The organism is Hyphomonas sp. NPDC076881 (assembly GCF_050269995.1).
Taxonomy (GTDB): domain Bacteria; phylum Pseudomonadota; class Alphaproteobacteria; order Caulobacterales; family Hyphomonadaceae; genus Hyphomonas.
Map to the genome: position 1 here is coordinate 223689 of NZ_JBNNJJ010000001.1, position 25266 is coordinate 248954.

Sequence of the window (25266 nt, forward strand, 5' to 3'; positions counted from 1 at the left end):
TCCTGTTGAGGTCAGTCCGCCTCTTGTGACAGCTGCCGGTCGCGGTTGGCAGCGGCGTTCAGGGCGTCCTTGAACAAGGCGGGCATCCCACCTGTGTCCATAAGGATGTCAAGAGCCGCCTGGGTGGTTCCGCCGGGTGAGGTGACGGCTTTGCGAAGCGCTGCCGGGCTGTCACCGCTTTCCGCCATCAGGGCGGCTGCGCCTTCCACCGTGCGCCGCGCAAGGCTCGCGGCAAGGTCTTCCGGCAACCCCTGCGCCACCCCCGCCTGCGCCATCACCTCGGCCAGAAGGAAGATGTAGGCTGGCCCGGAGCCCGAGAGCGCCGTGACCGCAGACATCATGTCTTCCGCCACCGGCCCGTGAACTTCGCCGAGCGGGGCGAGCAGCTCACGTGCGGCCGCAAGGTCTGACGGCCCGGCCGCTTCCGGGGCAGTGAACACCGTCACGCCGCGCCCGATGGCGCCCGGCGTGTTGGGCATCGAGCGGATCACCCGCTCCGTACCCAGCCGGCGGGACAGCTGCGCCAGACGCACGCCCGCCATGATGGAGATCGCCACCGAACCAGGGCCCACAAATGCCTTCGCCTGTTCGGATACGGCCGCAAACTGCTGCGGCTTTACCGCCAGCACGATGATGCTGCTTTCAGAGGGTGCGGGATTGAGCTGGATGCGCCCCTGACCGGCCAGCGCCCTGATCTCGTCTCTGGGGGAAGGCTCGACCACGGAAATCTCCCGCGCCGGGCCTTTCAGCCAGCCATGCAGCAAGGCGGAGCCCATACGGCCCGCGCCCACAAGAGTCAGAGACGCTGCCTTGCCCACCGCCTCGGCTCAGGCTTCGCCGTGGGTTTCAAACATCACCGCATCAATGGCGTCACGCGGAGACTTGCCAGCCCAGACAAGGAAATTGAAAGCCGGGATGAACCGGTCTGCGGCGCTGACCGAAGCGGCCATCACAGCGCGCACTTCGCCATCGGAAAGCTCCTCGCGCCCCTCCATCGGGAAAGTGTAGCGGAAGACGATCACGCCATCATCCGCCCAGAAATCAAAATGGCCGAGCCACAGGCGCTCATTGGCCAGCATCACCAGCTCGTTGATGGCGGCGCGCTTGCTCTCCTGGGGCTTCACGTCGAGCGTCATGGAGTAGTGAACGGCAGCCGGCTCAGGCCGGTAGGCGAACAGCGCGCCCATATCGCCCCAACGTGTCTCGGCGACGACCTGCAAGGTGCCCTCATCGTCGCGCTCGGCAGGCCAGCCGGCGGCTTCAAGCACATCTTCAACAACATCCAGGGGGTCGATCGCTACAAGATCGCTGCGGCTAAGTTCCAGGCTCATCTTGGGGCCTCCGCGTTGAGATTTATACACGCTGCCGGATTCGCTCCCGAAATCCAACAGCACTCAACGCCGGGCACACCGGCGATGTCAAAGTTCATAAGCAGTTAACGGTCAGCTTTCAGTGGATTTTCCCGCCTCAAGCGCCGCAATCCGCGCTTCCAGGGCTTCCACACGCTCCAGCGCCGCCGTGGCGATAGCCTTCAGCGCTTCCACTTCATCGCGCCCGGCAAGGTCCATATCCGCGATCAGGGCCCGCACACGCGCCTGCGCCGCCGTCTTGGCTTCCTCGCCCGCAGCACGCGCCGCGCCGAGGGCGCCGGTCATCAGGCCTGCGATGTCATCAAGCAGTGGATTTGTGCTGGCCATGCGGCTACTCCTTCGCGCCGGGTGTGCTGGTGGCCTATCAGATAAGGTGCCGGCCAGACAGGGAAAAGACGCCGCATGACCGAACTGCTCGCCGCACTGACGATTTTCATGGGCGATACCGCTCTGAAATTTCCCGAATGGAGCCCGGCGCTCTTTTCCATCGACTTCAGTTTCCTCGGTCTCGGCACGTTCCATCTGCGCTGGTATGCGCTCGGTTACATCGCCGGCATCGGCCTTGCCTGGTGGTATGGTAGCCAGCTGCTGAAGCGGCCGGAGCTTTTCGGCGGCACCGCGCCGCTGACGAAGGACGGCCTTGATGACCTGATGTTCTGGATCATCATCGGCATCATCCTGGGCGGGCGGCTTGGCTACATCCTGTTCTACATGGTGCCCTATCAGATGGAGGTGCTGACGGCAGACCCAATGGCGATCCTCCGCATCTGGGATGGCGGCATGGCCTTCCATGGCGGCATTGCAGGGGTTGTGGTGGTTCTGGCCTGGTTTGCCATCAAGCGCGGGGTAAACCTTCTCTCTGTGGGCGACATTGCCGGGGTGACTGCCCCTATCGGCATCGGGCTCGTCCGCATCGCCAACTTCACCAATGCCGAACTTTATGGCCGCCCCACCGATGCGCCTGTCGGCATGATATTCCCCGAAGGCTATGTGCCCGGCTCCACCCCGCCGGCCTATAACTGGGAAACCGGTGACTGGATCTATCGCGGCGACGAACTCGCCCGCCATCCCAGCCAACTCTATGAATCGGTGCTGGAAGGCTGGCTGCCGCTGCTGGTGCTCTCGATCCTCATCTGGAAGTTCGGCGCCCTGAAACGCCCCGGCCTGGTGGCCGGCCTTTTTCTGCTATTTTACGGCTTCGGCCGGTCGATTGCCGAGAACTTCCGAGAGCCGGATTCCTTCGTCAGCGGCCTGCCCGGTTGGCTGACCATGGGCATGCTGCTCTCCACTCCGATGTGGCTCGGCGGCGCATGGCTGGTCTGGAATGCGCTTCGTCCCCGAAAAATCTGAGTTTACAAAGAGTTAATCGGCGGACATAGATCACGTCCGGGCTCCTGAGCAGTTCGGGAGGGTTGGCGATATGGGTACTCAAAGCCTCTACAGGCTCACAGCGGCATGCCTGATCACGCATGAGCTGGAACTCCTTCTTCTTCGGAAGACGGGCATACTCCTTGGCACGGCAACGCCGCTGGATCAGGCTATGCTGTGTACGCATGTCGCTATCGTACTGGGCATGCTCATTGTCGCCGAGGTTACCCGCAGCGCCCTGATCCGCGCGGGCCTCTGCGTGTTTGCGGTGCTGCATGTGGGCCTGCACTGGCTTTGCCGGCACGATCCGGTTCATTCTGCGGCATCTGTATTCTCATGGGTGCTGATCCTGCTGGCGGGCGTGTTCGGAGCAGCCTATCTGGTGCCGCAGAAGGCGCGCTAGGCGCCGCAGACGCTTCAGGAATACCATGACCCTTGAAGAAAGGCTGATCCGCCTGATCGAAACCGACGGCCCGATCCCGCTGTCGGCCTATATGCAGATTGCCCTGCATGATCCCCAGGATGGGTATTACGCCGTCCGCCCCGGTCTTGGCCGCGACTTCACCACCGCGCCGGAAACCAGCCAGATATTCGGCGAGCTGATCGGCCTCTGGATCGTGCATGAGTGGCGTGCCCTGGGCGAGCCGTCGCGCTTCCATTTGGTGGAGATCGGCCCCGGCCGCGCGCTGCTGCTGCATGATGCGCTGAAGATGGCAGCGCTCGCGGGGGGAGAGGCTTTCCTGGACGCCCTGCAGCTGACCCTGATCGAACCCAGCCCAGCCCTGCGCCTTGTCCAGACGGAACGCCTGCAGCGCTTTGCTCCGCAATTTGTCAGCCAGCTTTCCGGCGTGCTCGCTGGGCCGATGCTGCTGGTGGCAAACGAATATCTCGACTGCCTGCCCGTGCGCCAGTTCCATAGGGATGGCGAGCACTGGCGGGAATGTGTTGTCGGCCTGTCCGCTGAAAGCCGCCTCGTGATGGGCCTGGCCGCAGACGAGCCCCGCCCGCCGATGGGCACGGCGCTCGCCGGCAATGTCGTGGAAGTGCAGTCCGGCCTGGACCTGATCATCGCCGACCTTGCCACACGCGCTGGGCCCTTCCGCGCGCTGTTCATAGACTACGGCCCGGCAGACCGCGCGCCCGCCGATACGCTGCGCGCCTACCGGGAAGGCCGCCAGGTTTCTCCGCTTGAAGCGCCCGGCCTCTGCGACCTGACGGCGGATGTGGACTTTGGCCGCTTCGCGCGCCTCGCGGCCTCCGCCAATCTGGATGTCAGCGGCCCCACCCCGCAGGGCATGTTCCTGCTGGGCCTTGGCGCGCAGGCGCGCCTCAACCAGCTGATCAAGGCCAATCAGGACGAAGCTGAAGCGATCTACACGGCGGCCCAGCGCCTGATTGACCCCAAGGAAATGGGCGAACGTTTCAAGGCCATCTGCCTGTCCTCACCGGGCCTGCTGAAGCCGGCGGGGTTCTGACGCCGCGACAGCCTTTGGTATCGGCGCCCGAATGCCTATCTAGTCCGGGCTATCCTGAAGGAGCCCGTCTTGGCTGAAATCTCCCTGCTCGAACTTGGCCGTGTGCGCGAAGGCTTCACCCGCGCCGATGCCCTGCACGACGCCCGCCGCCTGGCCCAGCATGCCGAAGCCTGCGGCTACAAGCGCTTCTGGGTGGCGGAGCATCACAACATGGCGGCCGTTACCACGGCGGCCACATCTCTCGTCATCAGCCATATCGCGGCAGGTACCAAGACCATCCGCGTCGGGGCCGGCGGTATCATGCTGCCCAACCATGCGCCCTACATCATCGCGGAACAGTTTGGCACGCTCGAAGCGCTCTATCCCGGCCGGATTGACCTTGGCCTTGGCCGCGCGCCCGGCACCGACCAGCTGACCCTGCGCGCTCTGCGCGTGCATCCGGAAGAAGCCGAGCGCTTCCCGCAGGATGTCGTGGAGCTGCAGATGTGGCTCGGCCCCGTGCAGGAGGGGCAGCGGATCGAGGCTGTGCCCGGCTCCAACTCCAATGTCCCGCTCTGGATCCTGGGCTCCAGTCTGTTTGGCGCCCAGCTCGGCGCAGAGCTTGGCCTGCCCTATGGCTTTGCCTCCCACTTCGCCCCGCAGGCGCTCGATCAGGCCCTCGCCACCTACCGTTCGCGCTTCAAACCGAACGAGAAGATGGCCAAGCCCTATGCGCTGATCGGCGTGAACATCATCGCCGCAGAGACCGATGAAGAGGCGCGTTACCTTGCCACCTCGCAGCAGATGTCCTTTGCCAACCTGGTGCGCGGCCAGCGCAAGCTGACCCAGCCGCCGATTGACGACATCGACACCTACTGGACCCCGCAGGAACGCGCCCAGGCCTCCGCCATGCTGAACTTCAGCATCATCGGCGCCCGCGATACCGTCCGCAAAGGCATAGACGCCCTGCTGGAACGTACGCAGGCTGACGAGCTGATGATCGTGTCAGACATGTATGATCCCGAAAAGCGCCGCCGCTCGGTCGAGATCATTGCTGAGGTCATGGGCAAGTAGGCGCCCGGTCTACATCCCGTGCGCCCAGGCCGGCAGAGCGCCCAGCGCGCCGAGCGCCATCCAGACGGCCATGGCAATCATCATCAGGTTCTCGGTCAGCGAGATGAAACCGAGGGGCACATTGCTGCTCCCGCCAACGCAGGCGCATTTCAGCTCGCGCCGGTCAATATAGACCGCCTTGAACACCGAGACCGCGCCCACCGTACCGATGAATAACGCAACGGGAACTGACAGCCATGTCAGCGCCCCGGCAATCATGAGGATACCGGCCAGCCCTTCGGCAAAGGGATAGATGTAGGAATATCGCACCCACCGTTTGGCCAGCAGATCATAGTTCAGGAACATCGTGGCGAAGGTTTCGATGTTCTGGAGCTTAAGCAGCGCCAGCACCGCCATGCTGAAGGCAATGAACCATTCGGCGGCGCGAACCGTGAAGGGTGTTCCGTATACGGCGAAACTCGCCGCCAGCGCCATCAGAAACGTCATGCTGAACAGTGCAATCACGGGCCGGTAGCTCGGCGCCTTGGGATCGGCCACGGGCTTGCCCAGAAAGCGGCGCAGATCGTCATAGCCGCCGATACGTTCGTGCCCGATGAATATCTGGGGCGTGGTGGCCACGTCATGCTCGGCCTTAAACGCATCGACCTGGGGCCGCGTCTCCAGATGGTGATCCTCCACCTTAAAGCCCGACCGTTTGAGTAGATCCTTTGCCTTGAGGCCGTAGGGGCATGTGTGGCCCGGCATCACCATCCGGTGGAGGCGGGCCCGCCTCGCCTCTCTGACGCTTGGGGACTGGGCAGGCATATCTGGGTCTCCTTCCCGATCTTGTTATGGAGCGGCCAGACACACATATAAGTTCCGTACCATGGTACAGAATCAAGAGGGAAAAATGCTGACGATCAGAAAGCTTGCGCAGGCGGGCGGCGTGGGGGTCGAAACCATCCGCTTCTATCAGCGCCGGCACCTTCTCGGCACGCCTTCACGCCAGGACGGCGTGCGCCGCTATGGCGCCGAAGACGTCCGCCGCCTGCGCTTTATCCGCAAGGCACAGCAGGCCGGTTTCACGCTGGAAGAGATACGCGAGCTGATCGCGCTGGACTCCGGCCAGGACCACGCGCGCGCCCGCCAAATGGCCGAGCAGCGGATGGCCAAGCTTGACCAGCAGATCGCGAACCTGCAACAGGCCCGGCAAAGCTTGGAAAGACTGGCCAGCCAATGTGCTTCAGGAAAATCGGAAGTTTGCCCGATCCTGGCAGCGTTTGAGGTTTAGGCCGGGCGCCTGCTTACTGGGCCCGCTTGATCTCATTGCCTTCGCCCAGCAGCACCACTGTCGGGGCATGCTGGCGGGCTTTTTCGGCCTCGACGCCGCAGAAGGCTGCGATGATCACCGTATCGCCCACAGCGAAGTGGCGGGCTGCCGCGCCATTGACGCCGATGGTGCGTGACCCGCGGGGGGCCTCCAGCGCATAGGTCTGAATGCGCGCGCCGTTGGTCACGTTCCAGATATCCACCTTCTCATGCGGCAGAATGCCGGACGCATCGAGCAGGTCCTGATCGATGGACACCGAGCCCTCATAGTGCAGGTCACACTGGGTGACAGTTGCGCCGTGGAGCTTTGCTTTGAGCATGCTGAGGATCAAGATCCGGGCCTCCAGAACATCATGAGCTCTTTTGCTCATAACGAGAATATGGGGTCGCCCCATCGCGGAGCAAGGGCTTATTGCATTGCAATATGCGGGCCGTAAAGCCGCGGTATGTAAACAGATGCATTACCTTTTCAGCAGGCAATGCATTGGCACAGGGCCTTTACGGAGGGGTATATCCCAAGGCAAACGGGCGGCCATGACCCTTATCCTGCTTAACAAGCCCTATGGCGTCCTCAGCCAGTTCACCGATGAGGGCAGCGGCAAGCCGACGCTGAAGGCGTTCATCCCCCTTCCCGGGGTCTACCCCGCCGGCCGGCTGGACTTTGACAGTGAGGGCCTTCTTATCCTCACGGATGACGGGCGCGAGCAGGCCCGGATCGCCGACCCGAAACACAAGATGCCGAAAACCTACCTTGCCCAGGTCGAGGGTAGCCCTGCCGAAAGTGCGCTGGAGGCGCTGCGCCGCGGCGTTGACCTGAAGGATGGCCGCACCCGCCCCGCGCGCGCGCAGATCATCGCGGCGCCGGAAAACCTCTGGCCGCGCGATCCGCCCATCCGCTACCGCAAGTCGGTGCCGGACACCTGGATCGAACTGACGATTACTGAGGGACGCAACCGGCAAGTGCGGCGGATGACGGCCGGCGTGGGCCACCCGACTCTACGCCTCATCCGCACACGGATTGGAGAATGGGAACTCGGAACGCTCGCGCCCGGCGAGTGGCGCCGAGCGTAAAACACCGGAAAAACCGAAAAAATACAGCCCCGGCGGTTAACATTGTCATCTTCAGGGCCTAGGTGCCAGCGCAGGAAACTGAATCCAGGCAAGGGGACTGATAATGACGGCTCCACCCGTGGTGAATGAACTTGGCAACTGGTGGGACCGCAACGCTCCCGGCTGGGCAACCGATGCGACCGACTATATCGGCGGCATCTGGAATGAAGGCGCCTATGGGCTGACCTTCGGTCAGATCATCACCGTATTCCTGATCATGGGCTTTGTAATCATTGTGCGGGGCCTGTTTGCGCGCACGCTGGTTGTCTGGATCACCAACTGGGCTGCTGGCTCGACCACGAGAATCGACGACGCGCTCGTCAAGGCGATTTCCACCCCGCTGAAGATTATCCCGATTGTCGCCGGCATCTATGCCTCGATCCAGGTTCTGGACGTCGATCCCACCGTTGAACTCTATGCCAGCCGCATTATCCAGTCGATCGTTACACTGACGATCTTCTGGTCGCTCTCGCGTGCCGCACGGGTGCTCGAATATGTGCTGGGGGATGTGAAACAATCCCTCTCTGGCCCGGCTGTGGACTGGATGATCAAGGCATTGCAGTTCATTCTTGTGGCGCTCGGCCTTGGCGCCGTGGCCCAGCAATGGGGCATCGCCGTTGCGCCGCTGCTGGCCGGTCTTGGCGTCTTCGGCATTGCCGTTGGCCTCGGCGCGCAGGATCTTTTCCGCAACCTGATTTCCGGCCTCCTGATCATTGGCGAGAAGCGCTTCGTACCCGGCGAATGGATCCTTGTTGATGGCGTGGTCGAAGGCACGGTGGTGCAGATCAATTTCCGCTCCACCCTGGTGCGCCGGTTTGATCAGAGCCCGGTCTATGTGCCCAACTCGAAGCTGGCCGATGCCGCCGTCACCAACTTCACCCGCATGACGCATCGGCGCATCACCTGGGCTGTGGGTGTCGAATATTCCACCACCGTGGATCAGCTCAAGGCGATCCGCCAGGAAATCGAAGACTGGCTGATGAACGATGACCGCATCGCCAAGCCGCCGGAGGTTTCCCTTTTCGTCCGCGTTGACAAGTTTAACGCCAGCTCCATCGATTTCCTCATCTACACCTTCACGCGAACCACCAATTGGGGTGAGTGGCTGAAGGTGAAGGAAGATTTCGCCTATGCGGTGATGGACATCATCGAGCGCAATGACGCCGCCTTCGCGTTCCCGAGCCAGACGATTTATCTGAACCAGCCCGACCCGCCGGAAATCATGGCGCCGCCGGAAGGCAGAAGCCCCGCCGGGCGTCTGCCGCCGCCAGCCGGCGGCAAATCCGGCGCGCAGGGCTCCACCAGCGCAGAGGCATCGTCAGACAGCGAACTCGGCGAAGACAACAGCTGAAACGCAAAACGGGGCGCCCCATCGGAGCGCCCCGTTTCTTTTCCGGCAGCCATCGCTGCGTTCAGTTATGCCCGACAGAGTCCGTGCTGAGCGCCCGCTCCTCGATCTGCGTTTCGGCCATCCAGCGCTTCACGATGGGAGCCATCAGCAACATCAGGAAACCGATAACCATGCCGATGTATCCGATGGACGAGAACACCTGGATGTAATTCGATTTGGCGCCTGCCACGTCGATAATCTGTCCACCAACAGTTTCTGCGCCCGCTGCTGCCGCGATCACGCCGGACATGGCGTTGCCCAGGCCCGAATAGACAAACCACGCCGCCATGAACAGGCCAACCAGTGAGGCCGGCGCCAGCTTCGTCATTGCCGAAAGGCCGACGGGCGAAAGCATCAGTTCGGCCATCGTATGGATCCAGTAAATGGCGAAGATAAAGAACACGGGCGTCAACGCTGCTGCTCCCACGCTCGACATACCGCCAACCAGCACGAGATAACCCAGCCCCGCACCGAACACGCCAATGGCAAATTTCACCGGCGTTGACGGCTCCCAGCCGCGCCGCGCCAGCCACACCCACAGCCAGGCCACCAGCGGCGCAAATAGGAAAATGAAGCCCGCGTTCAGCGACTGGAACACCGGCGTCGGCACATTCCACCCGAAGATATTGGTATCGACCAGACGGCTCGTCACCAGCGTCAGCGAAGACCCCGCCTGCTCAAACAGCGACCAGAACGGGATCTGCGCGATGGCAAAGTACACCGCCGCCCACATCCGGGTGCGCGCCGCGCCTTTGAGGCGCAGGATCGAGTAACCGATCAGGGCCACGAACATGCCGATGCCCGTGATCATCGCCAGCGTATTGACGATCCCGGCATTCATCAGCAGCGCGACAGACACCGCCACGATCAGCAGGGCTGACGTATAGCACGCCGTCTCGACGGTAATCACACCAAGCACCTTCTCGCGTAGCTTTTCGGGCGCGGGAGGTTCGGCCTTCCCGTCCAGCCAGGGCTGCCCCCACTGGAACACGATCAGGCCGAACAGCATGCCCAGCCCTGCGGCGCCAAAACCCCATGCCCAGCCATAGACGATGCCGAGGATGCCGCAGGTCCAGGTCGCAAGGAACGAACCGAGGTTGATCCCCATATAGAAAAGGGTGAACCCGCCATCGCGCCGCGGGTCCCCTTCCGGGTAAAGATCACCAACGATTGTGGAAATGTTCGGCTTCAGGAAGCCGACACCGGCAATGATCAGCGCCAGGGAGATATAGAGAATGTTCACATACAGCGACTGCTGCACAACCTCTGTGGAGTAAGATCCGTGCTCAAACACGGCAACGGGTGCGGAAATGTCCGGCTGGCCCGCTGTCGTTGCATCGGCCAGCACGAGGATGTCGGTTTCGCTCCGCTCGACCAGAGGCACCATCTGGCCAAGGCGCTCGACCATCATGCCCTCATCGGTTTCTTCAACGTGGAAGCGCTCGCCGTTCAGGACAAGGACAGTCTCCGGCTCAGGACCGGCGCAGCCAAGGTTTACCAGCGCGCAGATGTTCTCGATGAAGCCACGGGTGCGGCGCTGGATTTCGTAATCCCCCACACCGGCATCATTGACAGGCAGGATGCGCTCATCGCCGAGCGTCGCAAATTGCGTGGAGTCGAAAACCACCCGGCGTGTTTCGCCCTCATAATCCAGGAACAGCTGGCGGCGGTTATCCCGGCCTTCTGCCTGAACTTCGAAATTGCCCGCTGAGGTAATCAGTGTCTCGCGTGAACCGCTGCCCTCAAATGCCATCCCGAAATGGCCAAGCACCAGCAGGATTGCCCCGAACGTCACCGCCTTGCGCTGCCCGAGATACTTGTCCGACAAGACCCCGCCGACAATCGACATGATATAGACCAGCGCGATATAGGCGCCGTAGATCACGTTCGATCGCTCATCCGAAAACAGGAAATGCTGCGTCAGGTACAGCAGCAGCAGGCCGCGCATCCCGTAATAGGAAAAGCGTTCCCACATCTCGGTGAGAAAGCAGATTACCAGTCCCCTCGGATGGCCCAGAAAGCTCTTTTCCGAAGGCGGCACAGTCATATCTGTCACGTATAGGCTCCCCAGCGCACTGAAACTCTATGCCGGCGCGCCATGGCGGGCCGAATTGTGTCGAAGGTTTGACCACGGGCCGGGCAGGCGCTCAAGGGAGTTTCTGCCATTAGGACAGGCAGCGCCCGCGCGTGCTCATGCCCCGTGCAGCTTCAAAGCCGGTAACGTCTCATGCCTCGTCCAGCAATCCGGGGTAATTATTGCTCACCTTGCCAACCGCCAGGCCGATGGGCCAGGCATCCATATCCTCGTTCGGGAAGGGCTCGAACAAGCCGGACGGATCGCCCGAACGCGGGTCCAGCCAGCGGTCATAATCCTCCGGCCGCAGGATCACCGGCATCCGGTCATGGATACCGGCGGTGAAGTCATTGGGTTTGGTCGTCAGGATCGTGAAACTCTGCAATTCCGAGCCATCGATCAGGGCGGCGTCCCACAATCCCGCCAGACAGAAATTGCGGCGATTGCGCAGGCGGAAGGCAAACGGCGTCTTCGTCTTTCCCTGCACCGACCATTCATAATAGCCCGACACCGGCACCAGGCAGCGCTTGTGCCGGAAGGCGCCGCGAAATGTTGGCTTCTCCGCCACCTCTTCAGCCCGCGCATTGAAGCTGATCGCCCGCCACTCTTTCAGCGGCTTGCTCCACCAGCTCGGCACCAGCCCCCAGCGCATGGGCGCCATCTCGCGGGCCGATCCATCGTAATTGAGGCGCACAATCGGCTGAATGGCCGTCGGCGCGATGTTCCAGTTCGCCTCAGGGGGCTCCACGCCGGGAATGGGCAACACACCCACCCAGGGGAAAAACTCCTCCCAACTCACCTCTTCGCGAAAATACCGGCCACACATGGGTTCAGGCTACCGGGCGCCTCCGGCGCGCGCCAGTCTCAATAGGCCTCTTCGGCAAACACCTTGCGCACATCGCGGTTCCATGGCCCGTGATAGCGTTGCAGCAGGTGCTCTGCCGGTGTCACACCCGAGGCGGCAATCTCGTCCAGCCCGGTGAGGAAACCCGTCTCGTCGTCGCCCGCCGCAGACAGCGCCCGCCCTTTGAGGCCCGCCCGGCTGATCGCCAGCACGTCCTTGGCCAGATCCTGCATTGTCCGCCCGCCGGGAACCGGCGTCTTCAGGCCCAGCGTGCGCACAGACTGGCGCATCGCCTCGCGCTCTGCCGCGCTCCAGCCCTTCACCAGGTCCCACGCCGCATCCAGCGAGGATTGCGAATAGAACAGCCCCGTCCAGAAGGCCGAGAAGGCGCACAGCCTGTCCCATGGCCCGGAATCAGAGCCGCGCATCTCGAGGAAGCGCTTCAGGCGCACTTCGGGAAAGATGGTCGAGAGGTGATCGGCAAAATCGTCCATCGCCGGCTTCTCGCCCGGCAGGATCGGCAGCTTGCCCTCGAGAAAGTCACGGAAACTGAGGCCGGAGGCATCCAGATATTTGCCCCCCCGGCGCACGAAATACATCGGCACATCCAGCGCGTAATCCACATAGCGCTCAAACCCGAACCCATCCTCGAACACGAAGGGCAGCATGCCCGTGCGGTCGGGGTCCAGATCGGTCCAGATATGCGAGCGATAAGAAAGGAAGCCGTTCGTGCGGCCTTCCAGGAAGGGCGAGTTGGCAAACAGCGCCGTGCCCAGCGGCTGCAGCGCCAGCGACACGCGGAATTTCTGCGCCATATCCGCTTCGGAGCCGAAATCGAGGTTCGCCTGCACGGTAGACGTGCGGAACATCATCTGCCGGCCAAGACGCCCCACCTTGTCCATATAGGCGGTCATGATCTTGTAGCGGCCCTTGGGCATCACCGGCGTTTCCGCCATACTCCAGATCGGGCTGGCGCCGAGGCCAATGAAGCCGATGCCCAGCGGCTCGGCAATCTCGCGCACCTCGGTCAGGTGCCGGCCCACTTCCACGCAGGTCTCATGGATGGATTTCAGCGGCGCGCCGGACAGCTCGAACTGCCCGCCCGGCTCAAGGCTGACACTGGCGCCGTCCTTCTTCAGGCCGATCAGGTATCCGCCCTCCAGGATGGGCTCCCAGCCGAACCGGTCGCGCAGCCCTTCCAGCATCGCCAGAATGGACGCAGGCCCCTCATAGGGCAGCGGTTTGAGGCCATCCCAGATGAAGCCGAATTTCTCGTGTTCGGTGCCGATTGCCCAGTCGCTGCGCGGTTTGGAGCCGCCTTCCAGATACTCGACCAACTCGTACTTGCCCGAGATTCGCGGCGAGGCTTCGTCGATGTCGCTCGTTGGCGTGGTCATCGCGGCGCGCTCCTGAAACAGTTTGTCCGGAGCGGGACATAAGGCTGAAATGAGGCAACGCCAACGGGGGAATGCAAAATCTTGAACGGAGGCGTCATTATTTCCAGCGGAAGCCGCGTATCTGCGGCGCCCTTCCCTGTGGAAATCTCCAGAATGTCCCCGTTCCAACCTGCCCCAAGCGGGGGTATCGTGTCCCCGCTACCGCCTGCCTCAGGAGCGCCCGAATACGCGCAAAAGAACGTGAATACCTCCAGCTGGACACCAATAACGCCATCCACGGCCTAGACTTCAGCTATGGCACCGCCTCACCAGACTAGACGGAAGAGAAATCCCTCGCCATCGGCCAGCGCCTGCTCTACGCTCTGACAGCCGTCGGCCTCACCCCGGACTGGGACGGCTCCATAGACCACCGCGTCGCCGTCTCGCTGACCTGGCAACGCCGCTGGGAAGGCCAGACACCGAAGCCGATCAAGCGTTGGTTTTTACAGAATCAAACTAGAGCGCTGCGCTGGTAACTACTTTTTGGCTGCCTAAGACAGAAGATGGCAGGATACAACGACATGAAGAATGACGCTGAGTACTTGAAGATACTAGTCGATCCAATTCGCGTGTGCGCAAGTTACCGCCCCAAAATGGGTAACGGTCGTGAAAAAGGTTACGACCTTCTGACTTTTCAGAGTCTATATCAGGCTGACCCTCTTTACGGTTGGTTCGGCTTGGACAATCCTCTCATGTACGCCGCTCACAAAGCAGCCGGGGGAATGACCAGCATTTATCGTCAGGTCGGAATAGGATGTGAAAGACTATTCCGTCAAATCTTGATCGATCAATTAGGCCTCTCTGCCGACGAGGCAAATTGGTCTTATTCGATACCTATTGCTGGCGGAAAAACTCGGACGTTGCATCTTGACGGGCGTATTCAATTTGACGCTGTTAAGGATGCTGCAGCCAGAAAGCGTGTCGAGGCATGGGTCCAGAAATCGGCTGCTGATCTGGGGGTCAATTCAGCGGTCGCTGCCGCCTTGACCGGGGCAGTTTTTGAAGTGCGGCAAGGCTACAAGAGCAAAGACAGTAAGCGTCAAAATGCCGACATTGCAAATGCCGCCACGGCTTATGTGAACACATACCTTCCGTGTGCTGTAATTCTCTCAACACAGATTGATGGCGACATATTGTCGAGGTATCGCGGCGAGAAATGGTCTATCATAATCGGCTCTTTGTCCGATGATGAGATGCGATCAACCTATGCTTTTATGAAGAAAGTCGTTGGATACGACCTCGCGAGTTTTTTCTCACGAAATTCGGATGCCTTAAAGATGGAAATCGACTTGGTGCTGAAGCAGCTTTTGGATGCCAATTGATATGTCACAAGCACTACGTCAGAGGGCTGACTATACACACAAATTTAACGTAGGATCGGGCCGGCATGGTTGGCTTCGACTGACACCCGCATACTCCGTCCGTGTAGTTGAAGAAATTATCAGGGCCGAAGCCAGCAAATCGCGTGTGCTAGACCCATTTTGCGGGACCGGCACAACTGCTTTGACTGCAGTCACAAATGGTTTCGATTCAGCAACCGCTGACATCAATCCGTTTCTAGTATGGTTGGCACAAGCGAAAGTGGCATCATACTCCAAAGTAGATTTGGACCGAACAAAAAAGCTCGCCTCGAAAGTGGTTTCAGGGAGGCAACAGTCAGACCTTTTGCCTCCCCCAATCCACAACATTGAACGCTGGTGGTCACAACCGACTGTTGATTTCTTGTTGGCCACGCGGAAACGCATTGAAGACTTGTCAGAGCTAAATAGTCCTGAGCAGAATCTTTTGTTGATTGCCTTCTGCCGCACACTGATAAAGTTATCAAATGCAGCCTTCAACCATCAGTCAATGTCTTTCAAAGCACCAGCGCCCGAACTAGAGTTAGGGGTAAACTATGCGTCAGTATTTTTGAATGACGTCGAAGCTGTATTGCACTCCGCCCCAGAACCAGTGACAGCTAGCTGTGATGTCCTGTTGCAGGATGCTCGCACATTGACGCCGGATAAGGTCGGAACATTCGATTTGGTCGTAACTTCTCCGCCTTACGTGAACCGTATGTCATACATTCGCGAGCTACGGCCTTACATGTATTGGCTAGGTTACCTGAACGAAGCTCGCGATGCTGGTGAGCTAGATTGGCAAGCTATTGGGGGAACTTGGGGTATCGCAACAAGTCGCTTGAGTGATTGGAAGGCTGACACCCCGAACACCAATTGCACTGTTGAACTGGCCACACGGTCAATCGCGACCGCAGAAAACAAGCATGCGAAGCTTCTAGCAACTTACGTTGAAAAGTATTTTGTAGACATGCGTCAGCATTTTATTGCCCTTTCGACGGTAATGCGGCCAGGGGGCAGAGTTCACTACATCGTTGGAAATTCCACATTCTACGGAACGCTAGTTAGTGCAGAAGAAATATACGCCGACTTCATGAAAGAGGTAGGGTTCTCGGATGTAAAAGTCACGGCGATCAGAAAGCGGAACTCCAAAAAAGAGCTTATCGAATTTGACGTCAGTGCAACTTGGAACAAGTAGCGCAGCAAGCCGTAGTGTGGGTTGAGCGAAGCGATACCCACTATCCCAAGCCCCCAAAAAGCATCCCGCATGGCCAAACTCATCTACGCGCTCAACCAATCCCTCGACGGCTATGTTGATCACATGGAATTTGCGCCGGATGCGGAGCTTTTCCGGCACTTCATCGAAGATGTCCGCGCCTCGGCGGGCACGATCTACGGCCGCAACATGTATGAGGTGATGCGCTATTGGGATGAGGAACAGCCCGGCTGGGAAGAGGCTGAACGTGAATATGCAGAGGTATGGCGCAAACAGCCAAAATGGGTCGTGTCCGGATCATTGAAATCGGTCGGCCCAAACGCCGCGCTGGTTTCAGATAATCTGGAAGCCACGGTGCGCGATCTCAAATCCCGCCTTGAGGGCTATATGGAAGTCTCCGGCCCGCAGCTCGCCAACAGCCTCACGCAGCTCGGCCTGATCGACGAATACCGCATCTACCTCCACCCCGTCGTGCTCGGCAAAGGCGCCCCCTACTTCGCCGGCCCGCGCCCCCGCCTCCGCCTCACAGCGACTGACCGCATCGGCGCAGACGTGATCCGCCTCACTTACGTGCCGGCTTAACCCCAATCCCCGCACACCGCTTGCCACAGCGTCATCGCAGAGATCGCCGCCGTCTCCGCCCGCAGGATGCGCGGGCCAAGGCTCACCGGATGGGTCTCCGCCCGCCCGCGCAGGAACGCCCGCTCGGCCGGGGTGAACCCGCCCTCCGGCCCGGTGAGGATCGCGGCAGGGCGCCCTTTGAGCCCCGCCACCACTTCCAGCATCGGCCGCGCGCGCCCCGCTTCTCCGCCCCAGGGGGCCTCGGCCTCGTCGCCCGCCTCGTCACAGAAGATCACCGCCATGCCCTCCGGCAGGGCGCCCAGCGCCGCGTCGAGCGTGGCTGCTTCGAGGATCTCCGGCAGGTCCAGCCGCTCGGTCTGCTCGGCGGCCTCCAGCGCGATCTTGCGGAACCGGTCGGTGCGCACCGTCCGCGTCTGGGTCCGCTCGGTCAGCACGGGCACCATCCGCGCGGCGCCGAGCTCGGTCGCCTTCTCAATGATGAGGTCGGTCTGGTCCTTCTTCACCGGGGCAAAAAGCAGGGTCAGATCTGTCCGGATTTGTCCATCTTGTGTCCGGATTTGTCCGCTGGGTGTCACTTCCGCGCGCTTGCCGGATGCCTTTCTGACCGCCGCTGTCCACTCCCCGTCGCGCCCGTTGAACAGGCGCACCGGCGCGTCATCCTCCAGCCGCAGAACACGCAACAGATAGTTCGACTGCTCGTCATCCAGCGCAATCACACCAGATGCCACCAGCGGCGCATCAACATAAAGACGGGGGATCGTAGCCATCCCCGTGCTATAAGCTGCGCCTGCGCCCCTGTTAAGGTGTGGCCTTTGCGCAACTTCCTGTGGTTTTGAAATCACAACCCGTGCGAGTGCTTTTCAAATGCTCTATATCTCACCCTGATGAGCACGCCGCAAACACCTGAAAACCCCGGGAATTTCGCTGTTCCCGCCGATTCTGCCCTGCCGGGGTGGCTCGGAAGCCTGCCGAAAGCCTGGCAGCCTTACGCCATGCTGGCGCGGCTGGACCGGCCGGTGGGCGTGTGGCTCCTGTTCCTGCCCTGCGTCATGGGTCTCGGCTTTGCCCGCTTCGGCACGGGGCTGCACCCCATCGACGCGCTGTGGATTGTCCTCTTCCTGATCGGCGCCATTGTCATGCGCGGGGCCGGCTGCACCTGGAACGACATCACCGACAAGGAGTTCGACGCCAAGGTTGCCCGCACGGCAGCCCGGCCGATCCCGTCGGGCGCGGTCTCAGTCAAGCAGGCTTACCTCTTCCTGCTGGCGCAGCTTGGCATCGGGTTCCTCGTCTGGCTCGCCCTGCCCTGGGACGCGAAGATCACTGCCCTGCTCGCCCTGCCGCTGGTGGCTATCTACCCCTACACCAAGCGCGTTACCTGGTGGCCGCAGGCCTGGCTCGGCCTCACCTTCAACTGGGGCGTCCTCGTCGGCGCGGCCACCGCCAGCGTCATCACCCCGCCCACCTACATCCTCTATTTCGGCCTCGTCCTGTGGACGATTGCCTATGACACGATCTACGCCCTGCAGGACCGCGAAGACGACGCCCTGATCGGCGTGCGCTCCACGGCGCGCCTCTTTGGCAGGCAGGCCGTGCTGATTTCCTTTGGGTTTCATCTTGGCGCCGCCGCCCTGATCGCGCTGGCCGCCTACGCGCAGGGCGCCGGCCGCCTAGGCGCGGTGACAGCGCTCGCCTTCCTCGCCCATGGCGCCTGGCAGGCCATCACGCTGAAAACTAGGGGCGAGGAAAAAGCCCTCGCCATGTTCAAGGCCAATGTTCAGGCCGGCAGCATCGTGGCCGCCGGTTTCCTGATCGCCGCCCTGGTGCCGCAAAGCTCCGGCAGCCGTGTCTTTGCGGACCATGAAACCGTTCCGCCAGCCGTTGACATGCCCTTCGGCCTTAAGCCGGCGCAGCCTTCCGCGCCGCGCCATCCCTACACCTGGTTTGCCAGTGATCTGGAGAAAGCCCTGGCTGCAGAGGCGGAGAAACGCGGAAACCCTAGCGCGCCCTCACCCGAGCAGTGACGCGGCCATATCCTGCGCTATAGTCCTTTCGAGCCCGCTGCCAGGAGGACACTGCCCATGACCGTCGCCATCGAAATGGTATCAGACCTTGTCTGCCCCTGGTGCTGGCTGGGCCTGCGCCGCATTGAGGCCGCCATCGCGCGCACACCGGACATCAAGGTGCAGCTGCTTTTCCGGCCCTATGAACTGGACCCGACCATTCCGGCAGAAGGCGTCAACTACAAGGAATACATGGGCAGCCGCGTCACCTCGCCGGAAGGCAAGGAGCGGATGGCGATGATGCGCCAGGCGCTGGTGGATTATGGCAATGCCGAGGACATCCCCTACCGGTTCGACGCCATCGCCCATCGCCCCAACAGCTTTGATGCCCACCGCCTCGTCCGCTGGGCGCAGGGCCAGGGCAAGGGCGCCGCCGCGAAGGAGGCCCTCTTCCGCGCCTATTTCAACGAGGCGCGGGATATTGGCAGCCATGATGTCCTCGTAGATGTCGCCCGCTCGATTGATCTGGACCCGGATATTGTCGCCGATCTGCTGAAATCCGGAGCGGACGTCGAGGCGACCCGTCAGGAAGCAGACATGTTCCGCGAGATGGGAATTTCCGGCGTGCCCACCTATATCGCCAACCTCCGCGTCGCCGTGCAGGGCGCCGAAAGCGCGGAGAAGCTGGAACGCTTCATCCGGCACGCTGCCAGCCAGTTGCCCCAAGAACGCCCCGCGGGTTGATACGCCATGGACCTTGTGCGAATTGAAACAGAAGGCCGCGTCGCCACCGTGTCGTTCGACACTGGCTCAAAAGCAAACGCCCTCAGCCAGAAACTGATGCGTGAGCTGACGGAAGCCGCAAAACTCTTTCACGGCGACCCGGCCATTTCTGCCGTCATCCTCACTGGCCGCGCGGATAACTTCACGCTTGGCGCTGATCTGAAAGATCCCGAAGGTGTGGATGTCCGCAAGCTCGGCTATTCGGAACGCCGCATTCGCCTGCGCAATGGGCCAGATATGTGCGCCGCCTGGGAACAGGTGGACGCGCTGACAATCTGCGCCATCGAAGGCTGGTGCGTCGGCGGCGGCGCGGCGCTGGCGGCCTTCTGCGACCTGCGCGTTGCCTCTTCAGAGGCCACTTTTTACGTTCCCGAGGTCGAGCGCGGCATGAACATGAGCTGGGGTTCCATCCCGCGCTTCGTCGCGCTGGCCGGCCCGGCGCGGACGAAGCGCATCGCGGGTCTCTGCGAAAAGATTGGCGCTGAGACAGCCCTGTCCTGGGGCCTCTATGATCATCTCGCCCCGCCTGGAAGCGCCTTGGCCAAAGCAAAGGAAATTGCGGCCTCAGCCGCAAAACTGCCGCCAACAGCGCTGAAGATGGTGAAGCAGGACGTGAACGTGGCCGCCCTCGCCCTTGCCCAGGCCACCGCACATCGTGATCTGGAGGCCTTTGCTCTCATGCAGCAGACGGATGATTTCCGCGAAGGCGTCAAAGCTTTCTTCGAAAAGCGCGATCCGGACTTTACCGGCGACTAGCTGAGCTGCAGCTCCACCAGCCGGCGATACGCGCCGCCGGCCGCCATCAGCGCGTCATGTGTGCCCTCTTCCACCGCGCGGCCATCTTCCATCACCACAATACGGTCTGCCGCGCGCACGGTAGAGAGGCGGTGGGCAATGATCAGCACGGTGCGTCCCTTGCTGAATTCCGCCAGGGCAGCCTGCACCTTCGCTTCGCTTTCGGCGTCCAGCGCTGAGGTCGCCTCATCCAGCAACAGGATGAGCGCCCCGCGCAGGATGGCGCGGGCGAGCGCCACGCGCTGGCGCTGGCCACCCGAGAGATTGCGCCCCATTTCGCCCGCTGGCGCATCATACCCACCCGGCAACGTACTGATGAAGTCATGCGCATTGGCCGCGCGCGCCGCCGCTTCGACTTCGGCGCGCGAAGCGCCAATGCGGCCAAGCGCTATGTTGTTGGCGATGCTGTCATCAAACAGCGCGGAGTCCTGCGCCACAAGCCCCATCTGCGCGCGCAGGCTGGCGCCCGTCACATCGCGCACATCCACGCCATCGATCACCACGCTGCCCGCCGAGGTATCGTAGAGCCGCATGAGCAAGTTGAAGACGGTGGACTTGCCGGCCCCCGAGGCGCCGACAATCGCCACCGTTTCTCCGGGCTGGGCCGCAAAGCTCAGCCCCTTCAGCGCGACCGTCCCGTCCGGATAGGCAAAGCGCACATCCCTGAACGCTATTTCCCCGCGAACACCGCTCAGCGATCTGGCCCCGGCGCGATCGGCCACCTTCGGCGCTTCGTCCACAATCTCAAACACGCGGTCAGCGGCGGCGGCGCCTTCCTGCGCCACGGCGCTGATACTGCCCAGCGCGCGCACTTCGGGCGCGGCAATCGCAATCGCCCCGATGAAGCCCAGCAGATCGCCCAGCGTGCTCTGCCCTTCTGAAATCCGCCAGGCCACGAAGCCAAGCAGCGCGGCGAGCGCAAAGCCGCCGAACACTTCCAGCACGGGATCAACCCCTGCCCGCTTGGACAGAACCTTCAGGAAAAGGCTGGAGCGTTCGGCAAAGCCCTTGTTGGCCCGCGCCTTCTGCCAGTCCTCAAGGCCGTAAGCCTTCACCACGCGGGCAGACTGCAACCCCTCCGTCAGCAGAGAGGTTATCTCGCCTGTCTGCTCCTGCGCCCGTTTGGACCGTTTGCGCACGGAGTTTCCGAGCGAGACAACCGGCCCCAGCGCCAGGGGGTAAACCACGGCGATGATCAGGGCGAGTTGCCAGTCCTTCCAGAACAGCCAGACCAGAACGCCGATAACGGTTGTCAGGCTCTTGGCGAAATTGTTGGCAAAGCGCAGCGCCGCTTCGCGGATGGCCACCACATCATTGATGAAGCGCGAGACGAAGCCGCCCGACGCATCGCCCGCCACACGGGCAAAGTCTCCATCGGTGAGCGCATCATATTGAATGCTCTGCACACCCACGAGGCCGCGCTGAACGCCGGTATTGTTGAGCAAGGTCATGCCATACATGGACAGGGCGCGCGCAATTGTCAGCAGCACAATGGCGAGAATGCCTGCCCATATCCAGGCCAGCGGCGCGGCTTGGCCGGCGGCCTGCCGCTCGATCCCCGCCTGCAGGCCGTTGCCGACATAGTCCAGCACGGCCACATAACCGATGCTGCAAACCGCGGAGACCACGGCTAGCAACGTGCCTGCGATAAACCAGCCCCGCTGCGGCCAGAAATGCGCCGTGAACAGCCGCGTCAGCGAACGTTGCCGGGCAGCCTTTGGCGCAGGAGGCGTATCAGACGTGATGATGGTCACCCGTGGCGGGGTCCAGCAGCTTGTGGGCGTGCAGGATGAAGTAACGCATCTCGGCCTGGTCTACCGTGCGCTGCGCCGCTGCTTTCCAGGCGTCGTAGGCTTCCTGATAGTTGGGGAACGCACCGATGAAGTCGATCTGGGAAAGATCTTCGAATTCAACATCAGTCACATCCTTCAGCTCACCGCCGAAGACGATATGCAGCAATTGTTTGCCGGTTTTCGCGCTATTCATCCGTTTTGGCTCCGTAGGGACAGGCAGGGGTTGGGCGGCTCGCGCCTGAGGGTCTGGGATTTTTACCACTTCTGCGCGGCGCACTAACAAAGGATGCAGCGCGTTTCCAGAGGCCACGACACTGCGCTGCGCGGGTACGGCCTGATTGAACACCAGCGGCTCGCCCAGATGCGTGGTTGCCCGCCCGCCTGCCTCGGTGACGAGCACGGCGCCGGCGGCCACGTCCCAGTCTGCCTTCTCGCCCAGAACCAGGGCCGCGTCCCAGTCTCCGGCGGCCACAAAGGCCATGCGCAGCAGGGTGGCATTCGGCTTGGGCCGGGCAAGTTCCACTTCAGGCCAGGGCTCGGGCCAGGAAGGATGGGTCACCACGCCGTCATTGGCAATCAGGCGCAGGCCCTCCTCCTGCTTGCGTTGAGAGGCGCGCAGGACGCGGCCATTGCGGAAAGCGCCTGCGCCCTTGCGGGCCGAATACATCTGGCCCAGCGCCGGCGCGTAGAGAACGCTCGCGACCGCCTCGCCCTCCTCCACGATGGCCAGCGCAATGCACCAGTGCGGATCGCCATTGATATAGGCGCGGGTGCCATCGATCGGATCGACCACCCAGACGCGAGACCGTGCCCGCGCCGCCGGATCGTCCAGAGTCTCTTCGGAAAGCCAGCCATATTCGGGCCGGGCCGTCTGCAACTGCTTCAGGCAGAGCCGGTTCACGGCAAGGTCTGCTTCCGTGACTGGGCCTTTGCCGCCGGTCTTATTCCAGGCTTCTGCGCCGCCTTTCAGCGTGTAGGAGAGGGCCAGGTCGCCCGCCTCCTTGGCCAGCGCCAACATCAGTTCGAGATCCTGCGTGAGGGTCCGCTCAGCTGCCTGCAAGGTTCATGTCCTCGATGAGGATCGACGGAGCGTCGCGCGTCGAGCGCAGTTCCAGGTCATTCGCCGGGATCATCCGGGCAAATATCGACGGCAGGTCGCCGGCCACGGTCACTTCGGAGACAGGCCAGGCAATCTCGCCGCCCTCAATCCAGAAACCGGCCACGCCCACCGAATAGTCCCCGGTATTGGGGTTGATCGAGGGGCCGAACATGTCGGTCACCAGGAGGCCCTTGCCGATCTGCTTGGCCAAGGCGCCGGGGCTGTCCTTGCCGGGGCGCAGATACACGTTGGAGGTCGCCACGCCGGGCGGATCGCCGAAGCCGAGCGAGGCAAAGCCGTTGGACTTGAGGCCAAGCTGGCGCGCGGACGGCAGGTTCAGCAGCCAGGTCGTCAGCTTGCCATCTTCGATTAGATGCGTTTCGGCGACGGGAAGGCCTTCGCCATCATGCACCCGGCTGCCCATGCCGAGGGGGCGGAACGGGTCGTCCGTGATGTAGATACCCTTGGCAAATACCTGATCGCCGAGGCGGTTTTTCAGGAAGCTGACCCCACGGGCAATGGAAGGGCCGGAAATGGCGCCCAGGAGGGCTCCAACCAGGCTGTCAGACACGCGGCGGTCAAAGATGACGGCAGCTTTCTGTGTCTCGATCTTGCGGGCGCCGAGGCGGGCGATGGTGCGCTCGCCGGCTGTCTTGCCGACCTCTTCCGCGCTGGGGCGGTCTTTGGTGAAGCGAACGGACCAGCTGTCATAGTCCCGCTCCATCTGGCCGTTCTTTTCGGCAACGGCGGAGAGGCCGAGGCTGGTGGAGGTGCCGGTCTTGTAAGCGCGGAAGCCGTTGGTGGCGGCCACCCAGCGGGCGGAGCGGTTCCATGAGGCGCCGCAGCCGGCCACGGTCTTCACACCGGGAACGGCGAGGGCGGCGGCTTCTGCAGTGATTGCTTCACGTTCGAGCGCTTCTGCAGAGATTTCAGGCTCGCCCGAAAGGTCCAGATCAGCGGTGCCGGTGATCAGTTCTTCGGGGGTGGCAAGGCCACAGAATTTGTCTTCGGGAACGGCTCTGGCCATGGCAACGCAGCGTTCGGCGAGGGCTTTGAGGCCGTCGCGGCTAAGATCTGCGCCTGAGACGCTGGCCTGGCGCTTGCCGAAGAAGCAGCGCAGGGCGATGCTGGCACTTTCTTCGCGTTCGATGCTTTCAAGCTTGCCGTCACGCACGGAAACACTGACGCCATCAGCGATTCCGAGGCGGGCATCGGCAGCATCAGCCCCGGCCTTGCGGCACTGGTCGAGCAGGTCGGAGAGGGTTTTTTCGGGAGAAATTTCGGAATCAGGCATCTTGCGTAAATGGACCGCACCGGGCCTGGGTGCAACAGGCCCGATGCGGACGCGGGGCGGTCAGGCCCGGTCACCTCATGGACAAATCCGGACAGTTCCGGACAAAATCAGGACAGCCCGAGCCAGATCACGGCCACACCGGACGCCAGCATGCCCAGCCAGGTAAGCACCATGCCGAGCGCGCGCGGGGCCAGGATGTTGCCCGACAGACCGATGCCGTGAAGCACCCGGCCGAAGGTGAAAACCCCGCCAATGGCATGAACGGCCCAGAGCGGCGCGCCGAGACTGGCGGCGATGAACAGGCCGAGCATGGTGGCCGGAATGTATTCGGCGGCATTGCCGTGCGCCCGGACGCGGGCCTCAAGGTCAGCATCCCCGCCCGTACCGAGGGAGACCTGGGCCGACCGGCGGCGGCCAACCACCCGGAAGGACAGGAACAAAAGAATGAGAATGTTGACGCCGGTATAGATGGCAGCCGCAGCAATGGGGGTCATGACCCGTATTCCTCCCGGTTGGTGTATCGATTGTTATGAAAATGCCGCCAGGTGGCGACACCTGACGGCATATGATCCTGAGTCTGGCCAGTTGTGACCAGACCTGTCGTTACATATCGCGGCGGGCGTCCGGCAGGCGGTCGTTGATGTCGTCGCGGATGTCCAGCAGCGTGACGATCAGGCCGCAGATAAGGCTGGCCGCAACCCAGCCGCCAAAGGCGAAGACCGCAAAGTCTGCCAGCTGGGCGAGGCCACCCGACAGGCCCAGCAATTCGTTCGTGAACTCGCCCTTCTGGTAAATACCAAGGGCAATGCCTCCGATGATGATGGAGATGTAAGCGACATACACCATCGTTCGGAAGCTGTTGATAATAATGAACTTCATGGACATCCCCTTCCTGTTTCAGTCCCATTCTAGGCTGAACGCGCCGTCGCGTCACCT

The 25266-nt window shown here is 62.0% G+C and carries 27 protein-coding genes and 1 pseudogene; 14 read left to right on the forward strand and 14 right to left on the reverse strand.

The annotated features are described in order from the left end of the window. Positions 1–11 precede the first annotated feature (11 nt). From proC to ACQKI2_RS01040, 3 genes are all read right to left on the reverse strand, one after another. Positions 12–818 carry a pyrroline-5-carboxylate reductase gene (gene proC / locus ACQKI2_RS01030; protein ID WP_427377882.1) on the reverse strand — a complete coding sequence of 269 codons (807 nt, stop codon included), beginning with the start codon at positions 816–818 and terminating at the stop codon, positions 12–14. A 9-nt stretch (positions 819–827) separates the two neighbouring features. After that, on the reverse strand, positions 828–1331 hold the full coding sequence (locus ACQKI2_RS01035) for a YbjN domain-containing protein (protein WP_427377883.1): 504 nt from the start codon (positions 1329–1331) through the stop codon (positions 828–830). Between the two features lie 111 nt (positions 1332–1442). Beyond that, entirely contained in the window at positions 1443–1697 is a 255-nt protein-coding gene (locus ACQKI2_RS01040; RefSeq protein ID WP_162544969.1) for an accessory factor UbiK family protein, read from the reverse strand. Positions 1698–1772: 75 nt separating this feature from the next. Between ACQKI2_RS01040 and lgt the strand changes: the two genes are divergently transcribed. The 4 genes from lgt (at position 1773) to ACQKI2_RS01060 (ending at position 5266) form a co-directional block, all read left to right on the forward strand. Then, positions 1773–2720 carry a prolipoprotein diacylglyceryl transferase gene (lgt, locus tag ACQKI2_RS01045; protein WP_427377884.1) on the forward strand — a complete coding sequence of 316 codons (948 nt, stop codon included), beginning with the start codon at positions 1773–1775 and terminating at the stop codon, positions 2718–2720. Between the two features lie 70 nt (positions 2721–2790). Then, the gene (locus ACQKI2_RS01050) at positions 2791–3141 is read left to right on the forward strand and encodes a hypothetical protein (protein ID WP_427377885.1); all 351 of its coding nucleotides are present in this window, start codon (positions 2791–2793) and stop codon (positions 3139–3141) included. A 25-nt stretch (positions 3142–3166) separates the two neighbouring features. After that, positions 3167–4213: a class I SAM-dependent methyltransferase gene (locus ACQKI2_RS01055; protein WP_427377886.1), complete on the forward strand. Its 1047-nt coding sequence runs from the start codon at positions 3167–3169 to the stop codon at positions 4211–4213. Positions 4214–4282: 69 nt separating this feature from the next. After that, on the forward strand, positions 4283–5266 hold the full coding sequence (locus ACQKI2_RS01060) for an LLM class flavin-dependent oxidoreductase (RefSeq protein ID WP_427377887.1): 984 nt from the start codon (positions 4283–4285) through the stop codon (positions 5264–5266). 9 nt (positions 5267–5275) lie between these two features. Here ACQKI2_RS01060 and ACQKI2_RS01065 read toward each other — a convergent pair whose 3' ends face one another. After that, the gene (locus ACQKI2_RS01065) at positions 5276–6070 is read right to left on the reverse strand and encodes a MauE/DoxX family redox-associated membrane protein (RefSeq protein WP_427377888.1); all 795 of its coding nucleotides are present in this window, start codon (positions 6068–6070) and stop codon (positions 5276–5278) included. A gap of 61 nt (positions 6071–6131) precedes the next feature. On the opposite strand from ACQKI2_RS01065, the gene ACQKI2_RS01070 reads away from it, so the two are divergent. Further along, complete coding sequence (locus ACQKI2_RS01070) at positions 6132–6536, forward strand: MerR family transcriptional regulator (RefSeq protein ID WP_427377889.1); 405 nt, start codon at positions 6132–6134, stop codon at positions 6534–6536. 13 nt (positions 6537–6549) lie between these two features. On the opposite strand, the gene panD is transcribed toward ACQKI2_RS01070, so the two are convergent. Next, positions 6550–6906 carry an aspartate 1-decarboxylase gene (gene panD, locus ACQKI2_RS01075; protein ID WP_035599562.1) on the reverse strand — a complete coding sequence of 119 codons (357 nt, stop codon included), beginning with the start codon at positions 6904–6906 and terminating at the stop codon, positions 6550–6552. Positions 6907–7108: 202 nt separating this feature from the next. Here panD and ACQKI2_RS01080 point away from each other — a divergent pair, with 202 nt between their 5' ends. Both ACQKI2_RS01080 and ACQKI2_RS01085 read left to right on the forward strand, forming a co-directional pair. Continuing rightward, complete coding sequence (locus ACQKI2_RS01080) at positions 7109–7645, forward strand: pseudouridine synthase (protein ID WP_427377890.1); 537 nt, start codon at positions 7109–7111, stop codon at positions 7643–7645. A 103-nt stretch (positions 7646–7748) separates the two neighbouring features. Further along, positions 7749–9035 carry a mechanosensitive ion channel family protein gene (locus ACQKI2_RS01085; protein ID WP_427377891.1) on the forward strand — a complete coding sequence of 429 codons (1287 nt, stop codon included), beginning with the start codon at positions 7749–7751 and terminating at the stop codon, positions 9033–9035. Positions 9036–9096: 61 nt separating this feature from the next. On the opposite strand, the gene ACQKI2_RS01090 is transcribed toward ACQKI2_RS01085, so the two are convergent. From ACQKI2_RS01090 to ACQKI2_RS01100, 3 genes are all read right to left on the reverse strand, one after another. Continuing rightward, positions 9097–11121, reverse strand: a complete 2025-nt coding sequence (locus ACQKI2_RS01090; RefSeq protein ID WP_427378038.1) for a peptide MFS transporter — start codon at positions 11119–11121, stop codon at positions 9097–9099. A 178-nt stretch (positions 11122–11299) separates the two neighbouring features. Next, positions 11300–11974 carry an SOS response-associated peptidase gene (locus ACQKI2_RS01095; RefSeq protein WP_427377892.1) on the reverse strand — a complete coding sequence of 225 codons (675 nt, stop codon included), beginning with the start codon at positions 11972–11974 and terminating at the stop codon, positions 11300–11302. Between the two features lie 38 nt (positions 11975–12012). Then, complete coding sequence (locus ACQKI2_RS01100; protein WP_427377893.1) at positions 12013–13389, reverse strand: glutamate--cysteine ligase; 1377 nt, start codon at positions 13387–13389, stop codon at positions 12013–12015. Positions 13390–13721: 332 nt separating this feature from the next. On the opposite strand from ACQKI2_RS01100, the pseudogene ACQKI2_RS01105 reads away from it, so the two are divergent. The 4 genes and pseudogenes from ACQKI2_RS01105 to ACQKI2_RS01120 all read left to right on the forward strand — a co-directional run. Continuing rightward, positions 13722–13904 (forward strand): annotated as a pseudogene (locus tag ACQKI2_RS01105) (DUF6891 domain-containing protein); the annotation flags it as partial. 45 nt (positions 13905–13949) lie between these two features. Further along, entirely contained in the window at positions 13950–14750 is an 801-nt protein-coding gene (locus ACQKI2_RS01110; RefSeq protein ID WP_427377894.1) for a hypothetical protein, read from the forward strand. Continuing rightward, positions 14740–15963: a DNA adenine methylase gene (locus tag ACQKI2_RS01115; protein WP_427377895.1), complete on the forward strand. Its 1224-nt coding sequence runs from the start codon at positions 14740–14742 to the stop codon at positions 15961–15963. Before ACQKI2_RS01110 ends, ACQKI2_RS01115 begins: the two co-directional genes overlap by 11 nt. Before the next feature lie 69 nt (positions 15964–16032). Beyond that, positions 16033–16563, forward strand: coding sequence for a dihydrofolate reductase family protein (locus ACQKI2_RS01120; RefSeq protein WP_427377896.1), 531 nt, complete (start codon positions 16033–16035; stop codon positions 16561–16563). On the opposite strand, the gene ACQKI2_RS01125 is transcribed toward ACQKI2_RS01120, so the two are convergent. After that, on the reverse strand, positions 16560–17330 hold the full coding sequence (locus ACQKI2_RS01125) for a 16S rRNA (uracil(1498)-N(3))-methyltransferase (RefSeq protein WP_427377897.1): 771 nt from the start codon (positions 17328–17330) through the stop codon (positions 16560–16562). The two genes, ACQKI2_RS01120 and ACQKI2_RS01125, sit on opposite strands and share 4 nt — an antisense overlap. A 117-nt stretch (positions 17331–17447) precedes the next feature. On the opposite strand from ACQKI2_RS01125, the gene ubiA reads away from it, so the two are divergent. From ubiA to ACQKI2_RS01140, 3 genes are read left to right on the forward strand one after another with little or no spacing between them, the layout of a single operon-like run. After that, positions 17448–18587 carry a 4-hydroxybenzoate octaprenyltransferase gene (gene ubiA / locus ACQKI2_RS01130; protein ID WP_427377898.1) on the forward strand — a complete coding sequence of 380 codons (1140 nt, stop codon included), beginning with the start codon at positions 17448–17450 and terminating at the stop codon, positions 18585–18587. A 57-nt stretch (positions 18588–18644) separates the two neighbouring features. After that, a complete protein-coding gene (locus ACQKI2_RS01135) occupies positions 18645–19310 on the forward strand; it encodes a DsbA family oxidoreductase (protein WP_427377899.1) in 666 nt (221 codons plus the stop codon). Positions 19311–19316: 6 nt separating this feature from the next. Next, a complete protein-coding gene (locus ACQKI2_RS01140; protein WP_427377900.1) occupies positions 19317–20105 on the forward strand; it encodes an enoyl-CoA hydratase/isomerase family protein in 789 nt (262 codons plus the stop codon). On the opposite strand, the gene ACQKI2_RS01145 is transcribed toward ACQKI2_RS01140, so the two are convergent. From ACQKI2_RS01145 to ACQKI2_RS01165, 5 genes are all read right to left on the reverse strand, one after another. Then, positions 20102–21898, reverse strand: coding sequence for an ABC transporter ATP-binding protein (locus ACQKI2_RS01145; protein WP_427377901.1), 1797 nt, complete (start codon positions 21896–21898; stop codon positions 20102–20104). The genes ACQKI2_RS01140 and ACQKI2_RS01145 overlap by 4 nt on opposite strands. Continuing rightward, on the reverse strand, positions 21879–22997 hold the full coding sequence (locus ACQKI2_RS01150) for an inositol monophosphatase family protein (RefSeq protein WP_427377902.1): 1119 nt from the start codon (positions 22995–22997) through the stop codon (positions 21879–21881). Before ACQKI2_RS01150 ends, ACQKI2_RS01145 begins: the two co-directional genes overlap by 20 nt. After that, positions 22984–24330: a TldD/PmbA family protein gene (locus tag ACQKI2_RS01155; RefSeq protein ID WP_427377903.1), complete on the reverse strand. Its 1347-nt coding sequence runs from the start codon at positions 24328–24330 to the stop codon at positions 22984–22986. The genes ACQKI2_RS01150 and ACQKI2_RS01155 overlap by 14 nt, the downstream gene beginning before the upstream one ends. Before the next feature lie 107 nt (positions 24331–24437). Beyond that, entirely contained in the window at positions 24438–24824 is a 387-nt protein-coding gene (locus tag ACQKI2_RS01160; RefSeq protein WP_427377904.1) for an MAPEG family protein, read from the reverse strand. 109 nt (positions 24825–24933) lie between these two features. Then, a complete protein-coding gene (locus ACQKI2_RS01165) occupies positions 24934–25209 on the reverse strand; it encodes a hypothetical protein (RefSeq protein ID WP_035599546.1) in 276 nt (91 codons plus the stop codon). Positions 25210–25266: the final 57 nt, after the last annotated feature.

Bases quoted from the DNA above. Each gene is read 5' to 3' on its own strand.
- ACQKI2_RS01095 (WP_427377892.1), bottom strand. From the start codon at position 11,974: ATGTGTGGCCGGTATTTTCGCGAAGAGGTGAGTTGGGAGGAGTTTTTC.
- ACQKI2_RS01140 (WP_427377900.1), top strand. From the start codon at position 19,317: ATGGACCTTGTGCGAATTGAAACAGAAGGCCGCGTCGCCACCGTGTCG.
- ACQKI2_RS01100 (WP_427377893.1), bottom strand. From the start codon at position 13,389: ATGACCACGCCAACGAGCGACATCGACGAAGCCTCGCCGCGAATCTCG.
- ACQKI2_RS01155 (WP_427377903.1), bottom strand. From the start codon at position 24,330: ATGCCTGATTCCGAAATTTCTCCCGAAAAAACCCTCTCCGACCTGCTC.
- ACQKI2_RS01035 (WP_427377883.1), bottom strand. From the start codon at position 1,331: ATGAGCCTGGAACTTAGCCGCAGCGATCTTGTAGCGATCGACCCCCTG.
- lgt (WP_427377884.1), top strand. From the start codon at position 1,773: ATGACCGAACTGCTCGCCGCACTGACGATTTTCATGGGCGATACCGCT.
- ACQKI2_RS01085 (WP_427377891.1), top strand. From the start codon at position 7,749: ATGACGGCTCCACCCGTGGTGAATGAACTTGGCAACTGGTGGGACCGC.
- ACQKI2_RS01065 (WP_427377888.1), bottom strand. From the start codon at position 6,070: ATGCCTGCCCAGTCCCCAAGCGTCAGAGAGGCGAGGCGGGCCCGCCTC.
- ACQKI2_RS01040 (WP_162544969.1), bottom strand. From the start codon at position 1,697: ATGGCCAGCACAAATCCACTGCTTGATGACATCGCAGGCCTGATGACC.
- ACQKI2_RS01135 (WP_427377899.1), top strand. From the start codon at position 18,645: ATGACCGTCGCCATCGAAATGGTATCAGACCTTGTCTGCCCCTGGTGC.
- ACQKI2_RS01090 (WP_427378038.1), bottom strand. From the start codon at position 11,121: ATGACTGTGCCGCCTTCGGAAAAGAGCTTTCTGGGCCATCCGAGGGGA.
- ACQKI2_RS01120 (WP_427377896.1), top strand. From the start codon at position 16,033: ATGGCCAAACTCATCTACGCGCTCAACCAATCCCTCGACGGCTATGTT.
- ACQKI2_RS01080 (WP_427377890.1), top strand. From the start codon at position 7,109: ATGACCCTTATCCTGCTTAACAAGCCCTATGGCGTCCTCAGCCAGTTC.
- ACQKI2_RS01055 (WP_427377886.1), top strand. From the start codon at position 3,167: ATGACCCTTGAAGAAAGGCTGATCCGCCTGATCGAAACCGACGGCCCG.
- ACQKI2_RS01160 (WP_427377904.1), bottom strand. From the start codon at position 24,824: ATGACCCCCATTGCTGCGGCTGCCATCTATACCGGCGTCAACATTCTC.
- ACQKI2_RS01125 (WP_427377897.1), bottom strand. From the start codon at position 17,330: ATGGCTACGATCCCCCGTCTTTATGTTGATGCGCCGCTGGTGGCATCT.
- ubiA (WP_427377898.1), top strand. From the start codon at position 17,448: ATGAGCACGCCGCAAACACCTGAAAACCCCGGGAATTTCGCTGTTCCC.
- ACQKI2_RS01070 (WP_427377889.1), top strand. From the start codon at position 6,132: ATGGTACAGAATCAAGAGGGAAAAATGCTGACGATCAGAAAGCTTGCG.
- ACQKI2_RS01165 (WP_035599546.1), bottom strand. From the start codon at position 25,209: ATGAAGTTCATTATTATCAACAGCTTCCGAACGATGGTGTATGTCGCT.
- ACQKI2_RS01110 (WP_427377894.1), top strand. From the start codon at position 13,950: ATGAAGAATGACGCTGAGTACTTGAAGATACTAGTCGATCCAATTCGC.
- ACQKI2_RS01050 (WP_427377885.1), top strand. From the start codon at position 2,791: ATGGGTACTCAAAGCCTCTACAGGCTCACAGCGGCATGCCTGATCACG.
- ACQKI2_RS01115 (WP_427377895.1), top strand. From the start codon at position 14,740: ATGCCAATTGATATGTCACAAGCACTACGTCAGAGGGCTGACTATACA.